This window comes from Elusimicrobiota bacterium (assembly GCA_016182905.1).
Lineage (GTDB): Bacteria > Elusimicrobiota > Elusimicrobia > UBA1565 > UBA9628 > GWA2-66-18.
In genome coordinates this window covers 183,700-199,697 of the sequence record JACPFR010000010.1, presented here as the reverse complement: position 1 = coordinate 199,697, position 15,998 = coordinate 183,700, and the positions used below count along the sequence as shown (strand labels likewise).

The 15,998-nt window shown below is 68.3% G+C and carries 14 protein-coding genes; 10 read left to right on the top strand and 4 right to left on the bottom strand.

Annotation, left to right across the window (positions count from 1 at the left end; translation table 11 throughout):
- Positions 1 to 11 precede the first annotated feature (11 nt).
- From HYV14_04830 to HYV14_04815, 4 genes are read right to left on the bottom strand one after another with little or no spacing between them, the layout of a single operon-like run.
- Positions 12 to 3,296: an efflux RND transporter permease subunit gene (locus HYV14_04830; protein MBI2385322.1), complete on the bottom strand. Its 3,285-nt coding sequence runs from the start codon at positions 3,294 to 3,296 to the stop codon at positions 12 to 14.
- Positions 3,293 to 4,585 (bottom strand): efflux RND transporter periplasmic adaptor subunit, encoded by a 1,293-nt coding sequence (locus HYV14_04825; protein MBI2385321.1) that lies wholly within the window; start codon positions 4,583 to 4,585, stop codon positions 3,293 to 3,295. Before HYV14_04825 ends, HYV14_04830 begins: the two co-directional genes overlap by 4 nt.
- Before the next feature lie 10 nt (positions 4,586 to 4,595).
- The gene (locus HYV14_04820; protein MBI2385320.1) at positions 4,596 to 5,828 is read right to left on the bottom strand and encodes a TolC family protein; all 1,233 of its coding nucleotides are present in this window, start codon (positions 5,826 to 5,828) and stop codon (positions 4,596 to 4,598) included.
- A gap of 59 nt (positions 5,829 to 5,887) precedes the next feature.
- Complete coding sequence (locus HYV14_04815) at positions 5,888 to 6,241, bottom strand: hypothetical protein (GenBank protein ID MBI2385319.1); 354 nt, start codon at positions 6,239 to 6,241, stop codon at positions 5,888 to 5,890.
- A 71-nt stretch (positions 6,242 to 6,312) separates the two neighbouring features.
- Here HYV14_04815 and HYV14_04810 point away from each other — a divergent pair, with 71 nt between their 5' ends.
- The 10 genes from HYV14_04810 (at position 6,313) to HYV14_04765 (ending at position 15,982) form a co-directional block, all read left to right on the top strand.
- Entirely contained in the window at positions 6,313 to 6,807 is a 495-nt protein-coding gene (locus tag HYV14_04810; GenBank protein ID MBI2385318.1) for a hypothetical protein, read from the top strand.
- A 74-nt stretch (positions 6,808 to 6,881) separates the two neighbouring features.
- Complete coding sequence (locus tag HYV14_04805; GenBank protein MBI2385317.1) at positions 6,882 to 7,847, top strand: SDR family oxidoreductase; 966 nt, start codon at positions 6,882 to 6,884, stop codon at positions 7,845 to 7,847.
- Entirely contained in the window at positions 7,847 to 8,857 is a 1,011-nt protein-coding gene (locus tag HYV14_04800) for a hypothetical protein (GenBank protein MBI2385316.1), read from the top strand. Before HYV14_04805 ends, HYV14_04800 begins: the two co-directional genes overlap by 1 nt.
- Positions 8,858 to 9,580 (top strand): SDR family oxidoreductase, encoded by a 723-nt coding sequence (locus HYV14_04795; GenBank protein MBI2385315.1) that lies wholly within the window; start codon positions 8,858 to 8,860, stop codon positions 9,578 to 9,580. It begins immediately after the preceding gene.
- A complete protein-coding gene (locus HYV14_04790) occupies positions 9,580 to 10,071 on the top strand; it encodes a hypothetical protein (protein MBI2385314.1) in 492 nt (163 codons plus the stop codon). Before HYV14_04795 ends, HYV14_04790 begins: the two co-directional genes overlap by 1 nt.
- On the top strand, positions 10,068 to 11,384 hold the full coding sequence (locus HYV14_04785) for a beta-ketoacyl-[acyl-carrier-protein] synthase family protein (protein ID MBI2385313.1): 1,317 nt from the start codon (positions 10,068 to 10,070) through the stop codon (positions 11,382 to 11,384). Before HYV14_04790 ends, HYV14_04785 begins: the two co-directional genes overlap by 4 nt.
- A 34-nt stretch (positions 11,385 to 11,418) precedes the next feature.
- The gene (locus tag HYV14_04780) at positions 11,419 to 12,321 is read left to right on the top strand and encodes a hypothetical protein (GenBank protein ID MBI2385312.1); all 903 of its coding nucleotides are present in this window, start codon (positions 11,419 to 11,421) and stop codon (positions 12,319 to 12,321) included.
- A 2-nt stretch (positions 12,322 to 12,323) separates the two neighbouring features.
- Positions 12,324 to 13,733 carry a 4'-phosphopantetheinyl transferase superfamily protein gene (locus HYV14_04775; GenBank protein ID MBI2385311.1) on the top strand — a complete coding sequence of 470 codons (1,410 nt, stop codon included), beginning with the start codon at positions 12,324 to 12,326 and terminating at the stop codon, positions 13,731 to 13,733.
- 99 nt (positions 13,734 to 13,832) lie between these two features.
- Entirely contained in the window at positions 13,833 to 15,026 is a 1,194-nt protein-coding gene (locus HYV14_04770) for a hypothetical protein (GenBank protein MBI2385310.1), read from the top strand.
- Between the two features lie 32 nt (positions 15,027 to 15,058).
- The gene (locus HYV14_04765; protein MBI2385309.1) at positions 15,059 to 15,982 is read left to right on the top strand and encodes an ACP S-malonyltransferase; all 924 of its coding nucleotides are present in this window, start codon (positions 15,059 to 15,061) and stop codon (positions 15,980 to 15,982) included.
- Positions 15,983 to 15,998: the final 16 nt, after the last annotated feature.

Sequence of the window (15,998 nt, the reverse complement as noted above, 5' to 3'; positions counted from 1 at the left end):
CGACCTCCATTTCAGTCTTCCATCACCTGCAGCGAGGCGGCGTCGGGCACGACGCTCCCCTTCCTCATGTCCCCGTGCCACTTCCAGAGCAGGAAGACCGCGGGGTAGACGACGAGCTCCATCGTGAAGCTCGTGAACAGGCCGAAGATGATGGGCGCGGCGATGCGCTTCATCAGGTCGGAGCCGGCGCCGATGGCCCACATCACCGGCATCAGGCCGAGGAAGTCGGTGAACACCGTCATCATCTTCGGGCGGATGCGCTTGACCGCGCCGTGGACGACCGCCTCTTCGAGATCCCTATACGTGCGCATCTTCCCCGCCTTCACCGCGTCGGCGTAGGCCAGGTCGAGATAAAGGAGCATGAACGTCCCCGTCTCCGCGTCGAGGCCCATCAGCGCGATCATGCCCACCCAGGCCGCCACCGAGAGGTTGTAGTCGAGCAGGTAGAAGCCCCAGAAGGCGCCGATCAGGGAGAACGGCACCGCGAGCATCACGATGCCGGTCTTCACCCAGGACTTGGTGTTCATGTACATGAGCAGGACGATGAGCACCACGGTCAGAGGCAGCAGGAGCGCCATCTTCTCGCGCACGCGCGCGAGGTTCTCGTATTGGCCGCTCCACTGCAGGGAGTAGCCGGCGGGCATGGACACCGCGGCGGCGACCTTCTTCTTGGCCTCGTCGACGTAGCCGCCGATGTCGCGCCCGGCGACGTCCACGTAGACGTAGCCGGTGAGCAGGCCGTTCTCGTTGCGGATCATCGCGGGGCCCATCGCCAGCTCGATGTCGGCGAGCTGGGCGAGCGGGATCTGCGCGCCGTCCGTGGACACGAGCACGCGCCGCAGCTTCGGCAGGTTGTCGCGCAGCTCGCGCGGATAGCGGACGCTGACGCTGTAGCGCTCCCGGCCCTCGACGGTGACCGTCACCGCCTCGCCGCCGATGGCCGAGACGATCACCATCTCGACTTCCTTCACGGAGAGGCCGTAGCGCGCCAGCTGGTCCCGCTTGAGCTTGAAGTCGACGAAGTAGCCTCCGGCCGTGCGCTCCGCGTAGACCGAGCGCGTGCCGCGCACGCCGCGCAGGGCTGCCTCGACCTCGAGGCCCAGGGCCTCGATCCTGGCCAGGTCCGCGCCCTGCACCTTGATGCCGATCGGCGTGCGCACGCCGGTGGTCAGCATGTCGATGCGCGCCTTGATGGGCATGGTCCAGGCGTTGGTGACGCCCGGGAACTTCATCTTCCCGTCCATCTCCGCGACCACCTCCTCCCAGGTGACGCGGTCCCACCAGACGCGCCGCAAGGGCTTCTGGAGGGATTCGGGCAGCGCCGAGTACCAGCGCTCCTTCCGGCGCCACTCCTCCATGGGCTTGAGCACCACGGTGGTCTCCATCATCGAGAACGGGGCCGAGTCCGTCGACGTCTCCGCGCGGCCGGCCTTGCCGAAGACGCGCTCGACCTCCGGGAAGCTCTTGAGCACCTCGTCCTGGCGCTGGAGGAGGTCGGCGGCCTGCGTGACGGAGATGCCCGGCAAGGTCGTCGGCATGAAGAGGATCGTCCCCTCGTTGAGCGGGGGCATGAACTCCGAGCCGAGCCGGAGGTAGACCGGGACCGTCGCCAAGGTGACGAGGGCGGCGGCGGCGATCACCTTCCACGGGCGCTGGAGGACCCAGCGGCACACGGGATCGTAGGCCCGGAACAAGGCCTTGCTGATCGGGTGATCCTCCTCCGCGTAGTAGCGCCCGACGACGGCCTGGTTGACCGTCCAGGCCAGCCATTTGGGCTTGAAGACGAAGAAGTCCATGCGCGAGAACATCATGCGAACCGCGGGGTCGAGGGTCAGCGCGAGGAAGGCGGCCAGGAACATCGTCAGGTTCTTCGTGTAGGCCAGGGGCTTGAAGAGCCTTCCTTCCTGGTCGACGAGGGCGAAGATCGGGAAGAAGGCCACGGCGACGACGAGCAAAGAGTAGAACACCGACGGGCCGACCTCCTGCATCGCCTCCAGGCGGACCTTATGGTAGTCGCCCTTGCGCCCGCCCGCGTCCCAGAGCTGGAGCTTCTTGTACGCGTTCTCCACCTCGACCATGGAGCCGTCGACGAGCACGCCGATGGACAGCATGATGCCCGCGATCGACATGATGTTGGCGCTGATGCCCATGTAGTACAGCGGGATGAAGGCCAGCAAGGTCGAGATCGGGATGGTCACGATCGGCACGATCGCCGAGGGGATGTGCCAGAGGAAGACGAGCAGGACGAGGCTGACCAGGACCATCTGCGTGAAGAGCTCGTGCTTGAGCGTGTCGATGGCGCCCATGATCAGCTCGGAGCGGTCGTAGGTCTCGACGAGCTCCACGCCCTCGGGCAAGGAGGGCTTGAGCTCGGCGAGGCGGGCCTTGACCCTCTCGATGACGCTCAGCGCGTTCTCGCCGTGACGCATGACGACGATCCCTCCGACCGTGTCCCCCTCCCCGTCGAGGTCGGCGACGCCGCGCCGGATGTCGGGACCGAGCGCGACCTTGGCGACGCTCTTGATCAGGATCGGGGTGCCGCCCTTGTCGCGGCCGACGACGATCTGCTCGAGGTCCTCCACCGACTTGGCGTAGCCGCGGCCGCGGATCATGTACTCGGCCCCCGCGAACTCGACGAGGCGTCCGCCGACGTCGTCGTTGCCGTCGCGGATCGCGTCGACGACCTTGCCCAGCGGTATGCGGTAGGCGGACAGGGCGTTGGGGTCGACCTGGACCTGGTACTGCTTCTGGAAGCCGCCGATGGAGGCGACCTCGGCGACGCCGGGGACGGCCTGCAGGTGGTAGCGCAGGTTCCAGTCCTGGAAGGAGCGCAGGTCCGCCAGGCTGTGGCGCCCGCTCTTGTCGACGAGCGCGTACTGGTACACCCAGCCCACGCCCGTGGCGTCGGGGCCGAGCTCGGTGCGCACGCCCTCGGGCATCTGCGGCAGGATCTTGCTCAGGTACTCGAGCACGCGCGAGCGGGCCCAGTACACGTCGGTGCCGTCCTGGAAGACCACGTAGACGTAGGAGTAGCCGAAGTCCGAGAAGCCGCGCACCGCCTTGACGCCCGGCGCGCCCAGCAGGGAGGTCACGATCGGATAGGTGACCTGGTCCTCGATGATGTCGGGCGAGCGGTCCCAGCGGGAGTAGACGATGACCTGGGTGTCGGACAGGTCCGGGATCGCGTCGAGCGGTATGTTCTTCATGCAGTACCAGCCCACCGCCATCGCCACGCCCGTCAGGGCCATGACCAGGAACTTGTTGTGCGCCGACCAGGCGATGACCTTCCTGATCATCGCAGCGCCTTCAGCTTCGATTCGGAGTCGATGAGGAAGTTGGCCGTCGTCACCACCCTCTCGCCCTCCTTGACGCCCGACAGGAGCTCGTAATAGCCGTCCGCCTCCCGGCCCACGCGGACCTCCCGGGGCTCGAGGCGCCCCTCGCCGAGGTCGACGAAGACGAGCTTGCGCGCGCCGCTGTCGAGGAGCGCGCCCTCGGGCAAAGCGAGCGCCAGTCCTAGGTCGGCCTTGATGGCGGCGTTGACGAACATCTCGAGCTTGAGCAGGCCGCCCGGGTTGGGGACCTCGATGCGCGCCCGCAGCGAGCGGGTCTCGGGCGAGAGGTTCGGGTCCACGGTCCGGACCTTGCCGCGGAAGGTCTTCCCGGGGTAGGCGGGCGTGGTGATCTCGGCGTCGAGGCCGGGGCGGATCTGGGAGATCTCGTACTCGTAGATCTGCGCGTACACCCACACCGAGCCGCCGGAGCCGCCGATGAGGAGGTTCTCGGGCACGGCCTCGGCGCCGGTGTAGGCGCCGATCTGGTCCTCCGACAGGCCGAGCTGGCGCAGGCGCAGGGCGGCGGCCGCCACCAGGGCGTCGGCCCGCTCCCGGGCGTCGGGCCAGGGGCTGTCCTTGACCTTCTCGCGCGCGAGCATGGCCGAGTGATGCTCGGCGATGGCGTTGTACAGCTCGGGATCGTAGGCCACCTTGCCGGAGGCGCGCACGGTGAACTTGAGCCGGCGCTTGGCGACCGCCTCGGTCTTCATGCCGATGAGCCGGCGCTTCTGCTCGGAGACCACCGCGGAGGCCTGCCCGGCGACGGACGCCCCGGAAGCCGCTTCCTCGTACACTGGCACGTAGTCCATGCCCATCGAGTCCTTCATCGGCACGGGAGAGGTCACCGCGGGGTTCATCGGATTGCGGTAGTAGAGGAGCTTCGCCGTCGAGCCGGCGGCCGGCGCCGTGTGCGTGCCGCAGACGGGGCAGGTCACCGTCTCCCCGGGCTTCATCGGCAGCTCCATGCGGCAGTTCGCCATCGTGCACTTGTGCAGGATGCAGATCGACTTGCCCGTGACGACGGAGGTCGAGGCGGACGGCTGCGCCGCCGGCTCGACGGGAACGAGGTCCATGCCGCAGATCGGGCAGCTGCCCGGCTTGTCGGCTGTGACCGAGGGGTGCATCGGGCACTGGTACAGCGCCGCCTGATGGGCCGCGTGCGGCGCCGGGCCGCGGCGATAGAGGGAATAGGCTCCGAAGGCCGCCGCGCCGGCGGCGAGAGCGGCGATCATCACGATCTTCTTGTTCATGGTCATATCCTCAGGGAACCGTCTCTCGCCCGACGGCCCGCGACAGGGCCGCCATCGCTCGTTCAAAATCCGCCTCATGGCGCGCCGATTCGAGGCGCGCGGTGATCAAGGAGCGCCCCGCGTCGAGCAGGTCGAGGAAGCCGGCGCGGTCCGCCTGGTACGCCGACTCGGCCGAACGCAGGGCCGCCTCCGCCTGCGGGATCACCGTCGTGCGGTACGCGTCGCGCAGGCGCGCCTGCGTCCGCACGGAGGCGTGGGCCGCGCGCAGGGCGGCCAACACCTCGAGCCTCTCCCCCTCGCGCAGGGCGTCCGCGTACCGCGCCTCGTAGCCCGCGTGCGTCGCCGCCCCGGCCTGCTTCCAGAACCATAACGGGACGGACAACCCCAAGGAGGCGTCGTGGGAGCGGATCCCGTTCTCCGTGCGACGGCGATAGCGTAAAGACAGGTCCGGCAGCCACTCCGAGCGCTTCATGCCGAGCTCGGCGCGCGCCTTCTCGCTCTCCCGGACGGCGGCCGCGAGCGCGGGGTTCTCCGCGAGCGCGATGGCGCGCAGCTCCGCGCCCGACGCCGACGGGAGCGCCGACGCCGGCGGCGCCAGCGGCGGCAGGGGCGAGTCCTCGTCGCGTCCCATCGCGGAATTGAGCGAGCCCTTCGCCCCCTCGACGGCGGCCTCGGCCAGCGCCTTCTCGTTGAGCATGCGCGTCAGCTCGAGCTGAGCCTTCATCGCGTCGGACTGCGTGCCCTTGCCCGCCGCGTACTTGGCCTCGGCCACGCGCGAGAATCGGCGCAGCAGGTCGACGATCTCGTCGAGGAGGGCCAGCGAGCGCTCGGCCTCGTACAGGTCGGCGTAGGCCTCGCGCGCCCGCGCCGACGCCGCGACGATCGCGAAGCGGGCCTGAGCCTCGGCCGCGTCGGCCTCGCGCGCGGCGGCCCGTCCGCGGTAGTACAAGGCCGTCGGGAAAGGGATCTGCTGGCTCACCGACCAGGTCTTCTCGGGTCCGGAGAGGGGGCTCCCCCCCACGGGACCGCGCGCGCGCTCGAGCTCGAGCATGGGCTTGTCGGGCGAGGCCTCGCTCTTGACGAGGGCGCGCTCGGCGTCGCGGTGCATCGCCGCGGCGCGCACGGACGGCGCGTCGCGGCGCGCGGTCTCGAGCACGGCGGGCAAGGTCAAGGCGTCGGGCGGCTGGGCGCGGGACGGGACGGCTAAGGCGGCGAGCAGAACGGCTGCGATGATCTGGAACACGGATCCTCCGGAAACGGCGTCGGACGGCGTCGCCCGAAGACGCGGGCGAGCGGCGGACCTTACAGTCCGGAGGAAGGCGGCGACAGCCCGGAGTGCGTCCCCGGCGGCGCCTGAGGCGCGGAGGCGACGGAGCGCGACGTCGCCTCGCCGCCCGAGGCGGGCGGCTGGGCGACGATCACGCCGGACGGAAGAAGGGCGGGGACGGGCGCCAGGAGGGCGGCGGTCGAGGCGGCCGGCACGGAGTCGGCGGGGCGGCAGCAGGCCGGCACGTCCCCGTTCGAGGGCGCCGGCATCGGCGCCCCGCCCCCCACGCAGCAAGCGTGGGTCGGTCCCATCGGCATCGCGCAGAGGGGCCCCACCCATGCGACGGACAGGGCCAAGGAGAGGAGCAGACCGAAGGCTTTGCGCGCCATCATCACAGCATACCATGCAACGGAACTTCCCGCAAGAGCGCCGGCCGCCGGAATTATTGTAGAATGCGCCCGTGAAACGACGAGGCCCCCAGGCCGCCGTGTTCGCCGCCATCGCCGGAGCCGCTCTCGGCGGGATCTTCGCCATCCGCCACGTCGACGCGACGCGCGCCCGCCGCGAGAGCGAGTGCCGCGCCCTGACCAAGGCCCTCGACAAGACCGTCCGGGCGCGGTCCCCCCGATACTTCGAGGGCATCGTCGAGCACTCCTACGACCGGGACAAGGGACGCTGCCTGGCCTCGCTCGAGTATCATTACAAGCCCTGCAACGCGACCCTCCTGAAGAAGACCCCCCTGCTGTGCACCGGCCCCGACGCCGACATCGCCATCTACGCCTTCAACGACGGCGGCGCCAGCCCCCTGTTCATCTGCGAGCGGACCTACGAGACCGACGAGGCCCGGTGCACCGAATCGGTGTACGGCAACGACGGCAGCCTCCTGTCCAGCCGCGAGTTCCCGCCCGACCAGTTCCCGGCCATCAAGGCGGAGCTGATCAAACCCAAGCCTTAACCTCTAAAGCCTGGCACCGGAGGATTGACGGGGATCAATGACCGAAACCGGTCAGGACATGGTAAAATACCTTAATGGATCAGAAAAACACTCTCGATTTCCACGGTTCCGGCCTCTGGGCCGTCGTCCTCGGCGGCTCCTCCGGCTTCGGCCTGGCGACGTCTAAAAGACTGGCACGCGCCGGCTTCAACCTCCTCATCGGCCACAAGGACAAGGAAGGCACCGTCGAGACGGTGATCAAGCCCCATTTCGACGAGATCCGAGCCGCGGGCGTCAAGCTCGTCACCCACAACGTCAACCTCTTCGACGAGGACGGAAGAGGCGAGCTCTTCGAGAGCATCCAAACCAACTGCGGCCCCGGCAAGGTCCACCTGTTCATGCAGTCCATCGCGGCCGGCTCCTGCCGCCTGATGATCGAGGACAAGACCCCCGACTTCCGCGGGATGGCCATCAAGGGACTTGCCGACGCCCTCGGCATCTCCGCCGAGAAGGTCAAGGCCGCCGTCAACACCGCCTTCCACGAGAAGGGCTGCGACGCCCTGCATACCCTCGCCGATTCCCGGATCCCGTACCGCGAGGAGCTCCTGACCCAGGACGACCTCATGAAGACGATCTTCATGATGGGTTACGATTATCTGCTGTGGGGCCGCGAGCTCTGCAAGGAAGGGCTGCTCAGCAAGGACGCCCGCCTCGTGGCCATGACCTCCGAAGGCAACGAGGTCGCCTGGAAGGGCTACGCCGCCGTCTCCGCCGCGAAGACCGCCCTCGAGGCCTCCTGCCGCGCGATGGCCGTCGAGCTCGCGCCTTACGGGGTTTCCTCATATATCGTCCAGGCCGGCATCACCGACACGCCCGCCGGCAACGCGATCCCGAACTTCGACCTGATGAAGGCGCAGGCCCGCCTGCGCAACCCGTTCCACCGGCTCACCACGCCGGAGGACGTCGCCGAGACCATCCTCGGCCTCTGCACGCCCACCTTGCGGTGGGCGAACGGCTCGATAATCCGCACCGACGGCGGAGAGGCCATCTCCGGCCTGTGATGAACAACTCCTTCAACATCCTCGGGATGGGCTGGGCCCTCCCCAAGACCGAGATCGACAACGACTTCCTGCATAAGGAGGTCGGCTTGAAGAAGACGCCCGAGTGGTGCCTCTCGCGCCTCGGCATCCAGAAGCGATACTCGGTCCTCTCCAAGGAATACATCGTCAAGACGCACAACAAGGACCCGCTGCAGGCGATCGTCCACGCCCGCGCCAACGGCGAGACGCCGGTGACCCTCGCCGTGCGCGCCGCCCAGAAGGCGATGGCGCACTGCGGCGTGAAGCCCTCTCAGATCGGGATGGTCGTGTGCAACTCCGACCTTCCTTTCGACCTGATCCCCGGCACCGGCAATTACGTCGCCAAGGCCCTCGGCATCGGGCCCGGCCCGCACATCGACATGAACACCGCGTGCTCCTCCTTCGCCCGCCACATGAAGTACCTGGGCGACCTGAAGGAGAGCGCTTTCCCGGAATTCGTGCTGACCGTGCAGACCGCCTGCTACACGACGCGCACCGACTACTCCCCCGAGAACTTCGACGGCTACATCTGGGGCGACGGCGCCGCCGCCCAGATCTGCTCGCTCAAGCACAAGGGCCGCATCAAGATCGAGCCGATGGTCTTCGCCACCGACCCGCAGGGCTGCGAGGACGTGAAGGTGGACTCCACCCGCCACTTCTGGCAGGACGGCGCGAAGGTGCGGGAATTCTCCATCCGCCGCACCGTCGAGATGTTCGAGCAGATCGCCGCCGCGAAGAAGCTCTTCGCCGAGGACGTGTACACGGTCACCCACCAGGCGAACTTCGTGATGCAGGAGTCCATCATCGGCCATCTGAACCTGCCGAAAGAGCACCACATCAGCAACGTGCAGGTGCAGGGGAACATCGCCTCGGCCGGGATGCCGTCGGCGATCGCCCAGAGGCTCGACAAGCTCAAGAAGGGCGATCAGATCGTGTACGCAGTCCTCGGTGCCGGCCTGGCGTGGGGCGGCGGATACATGGAGGTGCAGTAAATGGATATCGCCGTCGTGACGGGTGCGTCCGGTGGGATCGGCGCCGCTATCGCCAAATTGATCGCCGTAAAAGCCGAAGGCCAGCTCCAGGTCTGTATACACTACAACGGCAATAAGGGGGCCGCGGAGGCGCTCGTCAACGAGATCCCCGATTCGTTCGCCGTTCAAGCGAATCTGTCGACGGCCGAAGGCCGAAAAACTCTGTTGGATGCCGTGCTTGCCAAGGGAACCCCCTTCTGTCTGATCAACAACGCCGGCATCGACAAGCCCCACGAGCCGGCCCTCATGGTCTCGGAGGAAGGCTTCGACAAGCTGATCAACACCAACCTGAAAGCGCCGTTATTCCTCATGCGCGACTTCGCCAAAGAGATGGCCCGCAACGAGTCCGGCGTGATCGTCAACATATCCTCGGTGCTCGCCCGCAAGGCCGTCGTCGGCTCCGCCGTGTACCGCGCCACGAAGGCCGCTCTCGAAGCGCTCACCCTGCAGTTCGCCTCGGAGCTGGGCCCGAAGGGGATCCGCGTCGTCGCGATCGCCCCCGGCTTCATCGAGACCGCGATGACCGCCGAGATCCCCGAGGAGCAGCGTTCCGGAATCAAGAAGGACGTGGCCCTCGGCGCCTTCGGCGGGCCCGAGGCGATCGCCGAGACCGTCTGGCACGCGATCGAGAACCAGTACCTGACCGGCGCCGTCATCGCCGTCGACGGGGGCATGGCGCTCTGATGAGCGACCTCACCGCCGCCGAAGTCCTCAAGCTCGTCCCCCAGCGCCCGCCGATGCGCTTCATCGATCAGATCCTCGAGATCGACAAGCAGCACGTCCTGACCAAGTACACCTGGAAGGACGAGGACTGCGCGGGCCATTTCCCCGGGAACCCCGTCGTGCCCGGCGTGAAGATGGTGGAGATGGCGGTGCAGACCTCGGTCGTCGCCTGGGCCATCTACCTGATGGGCGCCAAGGCCGGCGAGGAGCGCCTGGCGGAGCTCGTCAACCTGTTCACGCACGTGGACAAGGGCTCCTTCAAGAAGATGGTGCGCCCCGGAGACACGCTCGCCTGCCGCGCCCAGTTCGGCAAGGACGGGTTTTTCCGTGCCGGCAAGCTCGTGGCCGAGGCCGAGATCAAGTTCCTCGGCGGGCCGAAGGACGGAGAGACCGCGTTTTCCGGCGTCGTCTCCGGGCTGTGGATCCCCAAGGATTCGGAGAAACTGAAATGAGCCGATTTCCCAAGCGCGTCGTCATCACCGGCATCGGGGCGGTCGCCCCGAACGGCCTCGGCGTCGCCGACTACTCCGCGGCGCTGGCCGCGGGCAAGTCCGGCATCGCCCACCACGAGGAGCTCAAGGCTCTCAACTTCGCCTGCCAGATCGGCGGCAAGCCCCCCGTCGGTCCCGACGAGGCCGAGGCGCTGATCTCCGGCCCCGACCTCGCCAAGCTCAACGAGGCGATGGTGTACGCGACGATGGCCGCCGTGGAAGCCGCCCGGATGTCAGGGGTCCTCGTGGATCTCAAGAAGGGCTACAACGAGACCCACGTCGACTGGGACACCGGCGCCATCATCGGCTGCGGCATCGGCGGCATGGACACCATGTTCGACGAGCTGGCGCCGGTGATGACCGCGGCGGCCGAGCAGGACCCGGGCATGGGCTGCCGCCCGATGGGCACCGACATCGTCCCCAAGATCATGGAGAGCTCGGTGTCCGTGGCGGTCGGCAAATTCCTGGGGCTCGGCGGCCAGACCACGACGAACTCCTCCGCGTGCAACACGGGCACGGAGGCGATCTTCGAGGCCTTCAAGCACATCCAGATGGGCTACGCCGAGTCCATGTACGCCGGCGGCGCCGAGGGCACGCACGCGGGCACCTGGTCGGGCTTCGACGCCATGCGCGACGTCCTGTGCTCCAAGTTCAACGACCGCCCCGAGAAGGGCTCCCAGCCGATGGGCGCGGGCGCCTGCGGCTTCGTGCCGTCGGGCGGCGCGGGCGTTTTGCGCCTGGAAACTCTGGAACATGCCCAGAAGCGCGGCGCAAAAATCCTTTGTGAAGTCGTCGCGGCCTACGCCAACTCCGGCGGCCAGCGCGACGGCGGCACGATGACCTTCCCCAACCCGGACGGCGTCATGCGCTGCATCCGGCAGGTGCTCAAGGACAGCGGCGTCGACCCCAAGCGCATCTCGCTCATCAACGGCCACCTCACTTCGACGGGAGCCGATCCCCGGGAAGTGGGAAGCTGGATCAAGGCCCTGGAGCTCCCGCTCGACAAGTTCCCCCTCATCCAGTCCACGAAGTCCATGATCGGACATTCGCTCGGAGCGGCCGGCGCCCTCGAATGCGTGGCCGTCGTGGACCAGATCGTGAAAGGCTACGTGCACCCCTCCATCAACAGCGAGGACGTGCATCCCCAGATCCCGATCGGGAACAGCATCCCGCACGCGATGGTCAAGAAGGAGCTGGAGTACGTCATCAAGGCCTCGTTCGGCTTCGGCGACGTCAACGGCTGTGTTTTGTTCAAACGCTGGGACGGAAAATAATAGAATCGGTCGCTAAACCGGAGGAAAGAAAGACATGGCATTCATGCGAAAACAGGCGGTCGTCGAGGCGGTGGACGTGAACACGCTCACCCCGGAGGACACCGAGAAGCGCATCACCGCGGGCGTCAAGAAGTACGCCACTAACGAGGCGAACTACGCCGCCGCGGACGCGAACACCCCCTACCTCGGCCATATCGTGGGCATGGGCATCGAGTCCTCGAACCTCGCCGACATCACCATGTCCATCGAGCGCCAGTTCCTCACGAAGATGACCACGAAGACGCCGGTCGCCGAGGGCTCCGCGGAGTACAGGCTCACGGCGGGAGAGCTGGGCAAGCTGCGCATCCTGGACGGCCAGGACGCTTTGGCCGCGACGCCGGGCCTCTCCGTCAAGATGCTGATGGACCTCGGCCATATGCCGAAGAACGACGCCTACCTCGAGAAGGTCATGTCCTTCGCCTACGTGATGGCGACCGGAGACGGCTGGAAGATGGCCGACGCCCTCAAGAAGATGGCGGGCAAGGCCGAGAAGCTCGCGGGCGCGGAGCGTTCCGAGGCCCTGGCGAACCTCAAGACCCTCGTCGCGCAGGCCAAGGACTACGACGTTTTGCTCGCCGACGCCGCCAAGCTCGCGGCGTCCAAGGCCAAGGCCTACAACAACGACAAGGCCGGCTTCGACGCGCTGACCACCGAGCTGAACCTGACCCTCGACAAGATCAAGGGAGTGTCGGCCGGCGGCGACGCGGCCGCCTTGGCCAAGCTCCGCGGCGAGGAGGCCGAGATCAGGACGCGTCTTAAGATGAGCGCGGCGAAGCTGCGCGTCTCCCAGGAGGTCTCCGAGGCCGCCGGCAAGCGCCGCGCGATCGAGGACAAGAAGGTCGCCGAGGTCCGGGCCGCCCTGCAGGAAGCGGTCGCGCTGGCTGAGAAACTCTCCTAAAAATGCCCCTGGAGGCGGAGGAAGTCAAAGCCCTCCGCCTCCAGTGGGCGCTCAGCCGCGCGCTCGTGGTGCCCGTGTCGCTCGTGGTCGCCGCGGTCGCGCGGCTTCATTTCCGCTATCGCCTCGACCCGGACATCGACCGCATCCGCGCCGAGATATGGGCCAAGCTCGACGCGCACGACGGCCCGGTCATCTGGGCCGCCAACCACCTGACGCTCATCGACAGCTTCCTCGTCTACTGGGCGGTGTTCCCGACGAGCCGCCTCATCGAGGACCGGCGCATCCCCTGGTCCACCCCCGAGTACACCAACTACTACAAGCTCGGCGGCCCGGTGCAGAGCGCGTTCATCCGCGGCCTTCTTTATCTGTGCCGCTGCATCCCGTTTCTCCGCGGCGGCGAGGACGCGGCGTCGGAGACCTGGCGTCAGAAGGCCTTCGATAAGTGCGTCTGGGTCCTCAAGCAGGGCGGCGCCGTGTTCGTCTACCCGGAGGCCGGGCGCTCCCGCTCCGGCTGGCTCGAGCCGAAGCGGCCGAAGGACTTCCTCGGCAAGCTCGCCCTCGAGGTCCCCGCCTCCAAGTTCCTGTGCGTGTACCTGCGCTCCGACCGCCAGATCGCGACGACCGCCGCCCCGCCGCGCGGCGACCGGCTACGGGTCGTGGCCGACCTCATCGACGGCGTGCTCCCGGGCGAGACCAACGCGCGCGACATCAGCCGGCGGCTGTTCGACCGCCTGGCCGAGATGCAGCAGGAGTGGTGGAAGGGCTCGGACATGGCCCGCAACTGCGCGGGCAACGACGTGGTCGACCTCAAAGGTCCCCTGCTGAGGGAGAACTTCTCGGACGATCTCATGGAAGCGGATCAGGAGTGGCTGGAGCGGCACCTCACGAAGAAGGAGCTCGCCGCCCTGGCCGCGCTCGGGCCCGAGAGCCTGTTCCGAGGCTTCTGGCGCTACTTCTGCGCCAAGGAGGCGTGCCACAAGGCCCTGGGCCGCGCCGTGATCGTGGTCCCCAACGGCGCGTTCCACGAGATCGAGGTGGACCTGTTCCGCCGCAAGGCGACCCACATCCCGAGCGGCCTCCAGCTCGACATCCGCTTCACCGACGACGACGAGGACAAGCTGCACTGCGTCGCGGTCCTGCGCGGCGGCTTCGTCGGCGACGACGACTCCGAGGGCGACGTCCTGTGGGCGGTCGGCGAGGTCCCCCCGGGGACTTCCCCCGGCGCCTTCGTCCGCGACCTCGCGCTCGACATGATCGCCGCTTCCAACGACGAGATCGGGACCTCCTCGCGCCTGGCGCTCACCGAGGACTCGGGCCTGCCCGGAGTGCTGTGGAAAGGCGCTCCGCAGGACTGGAGCCTCTCGCTGTCCCACTCCGGCCGCTACGCGGCCGCGAGCTTCATGATCTCCTAGGCCGGACTGTTGCGGAGCGTTAGTCCTAGGAGGGCGGGGCCCAAAAGGCTCATATTCTGGCTCATATTCTTTAAAAGAGCCCCGCGCTATAATAGACCCATGAAGAAACTCATTTTCGTGCTCCTCGGCCTCCTTCCGGCGCTGAGCTTCGCCGGGGTCACCAAGTCCGCGACCTCCTCGGCCTCCTCCTCGATCGCCCCGGCCGTCTCGCCCGTGTCCGTCTCCGGCCCCGGCCTGCTGGCCCCGTCCGCGCTCGCGCCGTCGCTCCTCTCCCCGGCCTTGGCCGCGCCCGCGCCGGCCCCCATGCCCGCCGCCGCGGCCCCATCCGCCCTCGCTCACGTCATCCCGGCGGCCATCGCCCCGGTCGACGGCCACCCCCGCGCCGCGCTCTTCGAGCGCCTCCACCGCCGCTTCGCCGCGCTCGACGCGGCCTTCCCGATCCCCGCGAGGAGCCCCGCCGCCCGCCTGCGCCGCCACGTCCGCGCCGAGCTGCTCGACACCGTGCGCACCGTGCCGGAGGCCGACGCCTCCCTCCTCGAGACGGTGGCCGGCGAGGCCGACCGCGCCTTGGCCGCCATCCAGAAGCGCCTGGACGCCGGCGAGATCGACCCGTCGCTCGACCTCCGCGTCGATCCGGACGGCCCCCCCGTCTCCTCCCCCGCCCGCCCGCTGAAGGTCGGCGTCTATCCCGTGGCCGCCGACCCGTTCCACTGGGGCCACCTGATCGTCGCCCTGCGCGCCGTCGGCGACCTGAGCGTGGACAAGGTCGTCTTCGTCCTGGCCGGCGACGACCCGCGCAAGCCGACGATGACGCCGGTCCTCGACCGCCACCCGATGGGCGTCGAGGTCCTCAAGGGCTTCGCCCCGTTCTTCGTCTACTCCCCCATCGCGGTCGGCACCCAGTTCGACGGCGAGACCAACATCTTCCGCATCCTCGCGCTGAACCCCGGCATGCCGGTCGAGGCCTGGTACATGGTGGGCGACGACCACTACCGCCTGACCGACAAGAAGGGCAACCCCGACACCTTGCCGAAGCTCGAGGCCAACCGCGAGAAGGCGCTCGGCCACGACACGGCCCTGCATCAGCTCAAGGTCGCCTTCATCGAGCGCGAGCGTCCCGCCGAGTCCGTCCCCACCACGCTCGAGGTCAAGTTCATCGAGCACGCGGGCTTCGACGCCTCCTCGACGGCCGTCCGCGAGGGCAGCCACGGCCTCGTCCCGCACCGCGCCATCGAGTACGCCCGCCGCAGAGGCCTGTACGGCATGGCCGAGCCGCCGTCTCCCGTCAAATAGACGGCTCGCCGCAAAAAAGTTATTCTCGTTCCATGAACGAGACCGTTTGCGCGCTGTTCGCCGGGCAGTCGGTGCAGGAGTCGGGCATGGGCGTCGGGCTCCTCAAGAACGCCGCCGCCCGCGCCGTGATCGAGCGGCTCAAGCCCTCCCTCGGAGCGGACCTCGAGACTTTGCTGACCACGATGCCCGAGGAGCCGCTCGCGCTGACCTTCAACGCCCAGCGCGCCATCCACGCCTCCCACGTCGCCCACTGGCTCGCCTACGAGGCCGCGCGCCCCGGCCTCGTGCTCGACGGCGCGATCGGGCACTCGATGGGCGTCGTCGCCGCCCTGGTAGCGGCCGGCGCGCTCAGCGTCGAGGAGAGCGGCCGCTTCATCGCCGCTCGCGCGAAGGCCTTCTCCGACTGCTGCAAGGGCTTCTCCGAGCCGATGGGCCTGGCCGCGGCGTCCGCCGACGACTTCCAGGACGTCGCCGACTCGGTCTCCGAGGTCCCCGGCGTCTCCGTCGCCCTGTGGAACACCGTGACGAAGGGAACGCTCGGCGGGACCACCGCCGCGCTCGAGGCCTACGCCGAGAAGGCGCGCGCCGAGGACTGGCCGGTCAAGGTCAAGGTGCTCAAGGTCGAGGGGCCGTACCACACCGCCGCCTTCGCCCCCGCCAAGGCGGAGCTCGCCGCGGCGCTCGCGTCCATCGACCTCAAGGCGCCGAAGGTCCCCGTGTTCATGGGCACCTCCGGCAAGGCGGAGACCGACCCGGCGCGGATCAAGGAGCTCCTCGCCGAGCAGACCGTCGCCTGCGAGCGCCATCTCGAGGCGGTGCGCGCGGCGCACGCCGCCGGCTGCAGGACCTTCGTCGAGGTCTCCTTCAAGCCCCAGCCGGTGACCTGGCTCAACGATCAGCTCGAGGCCGGCTCCTACAAGGCCCTCGCCGTCCCCACCGCCGAGATCGCCGCCTGACGGCGCCTATCCTCAA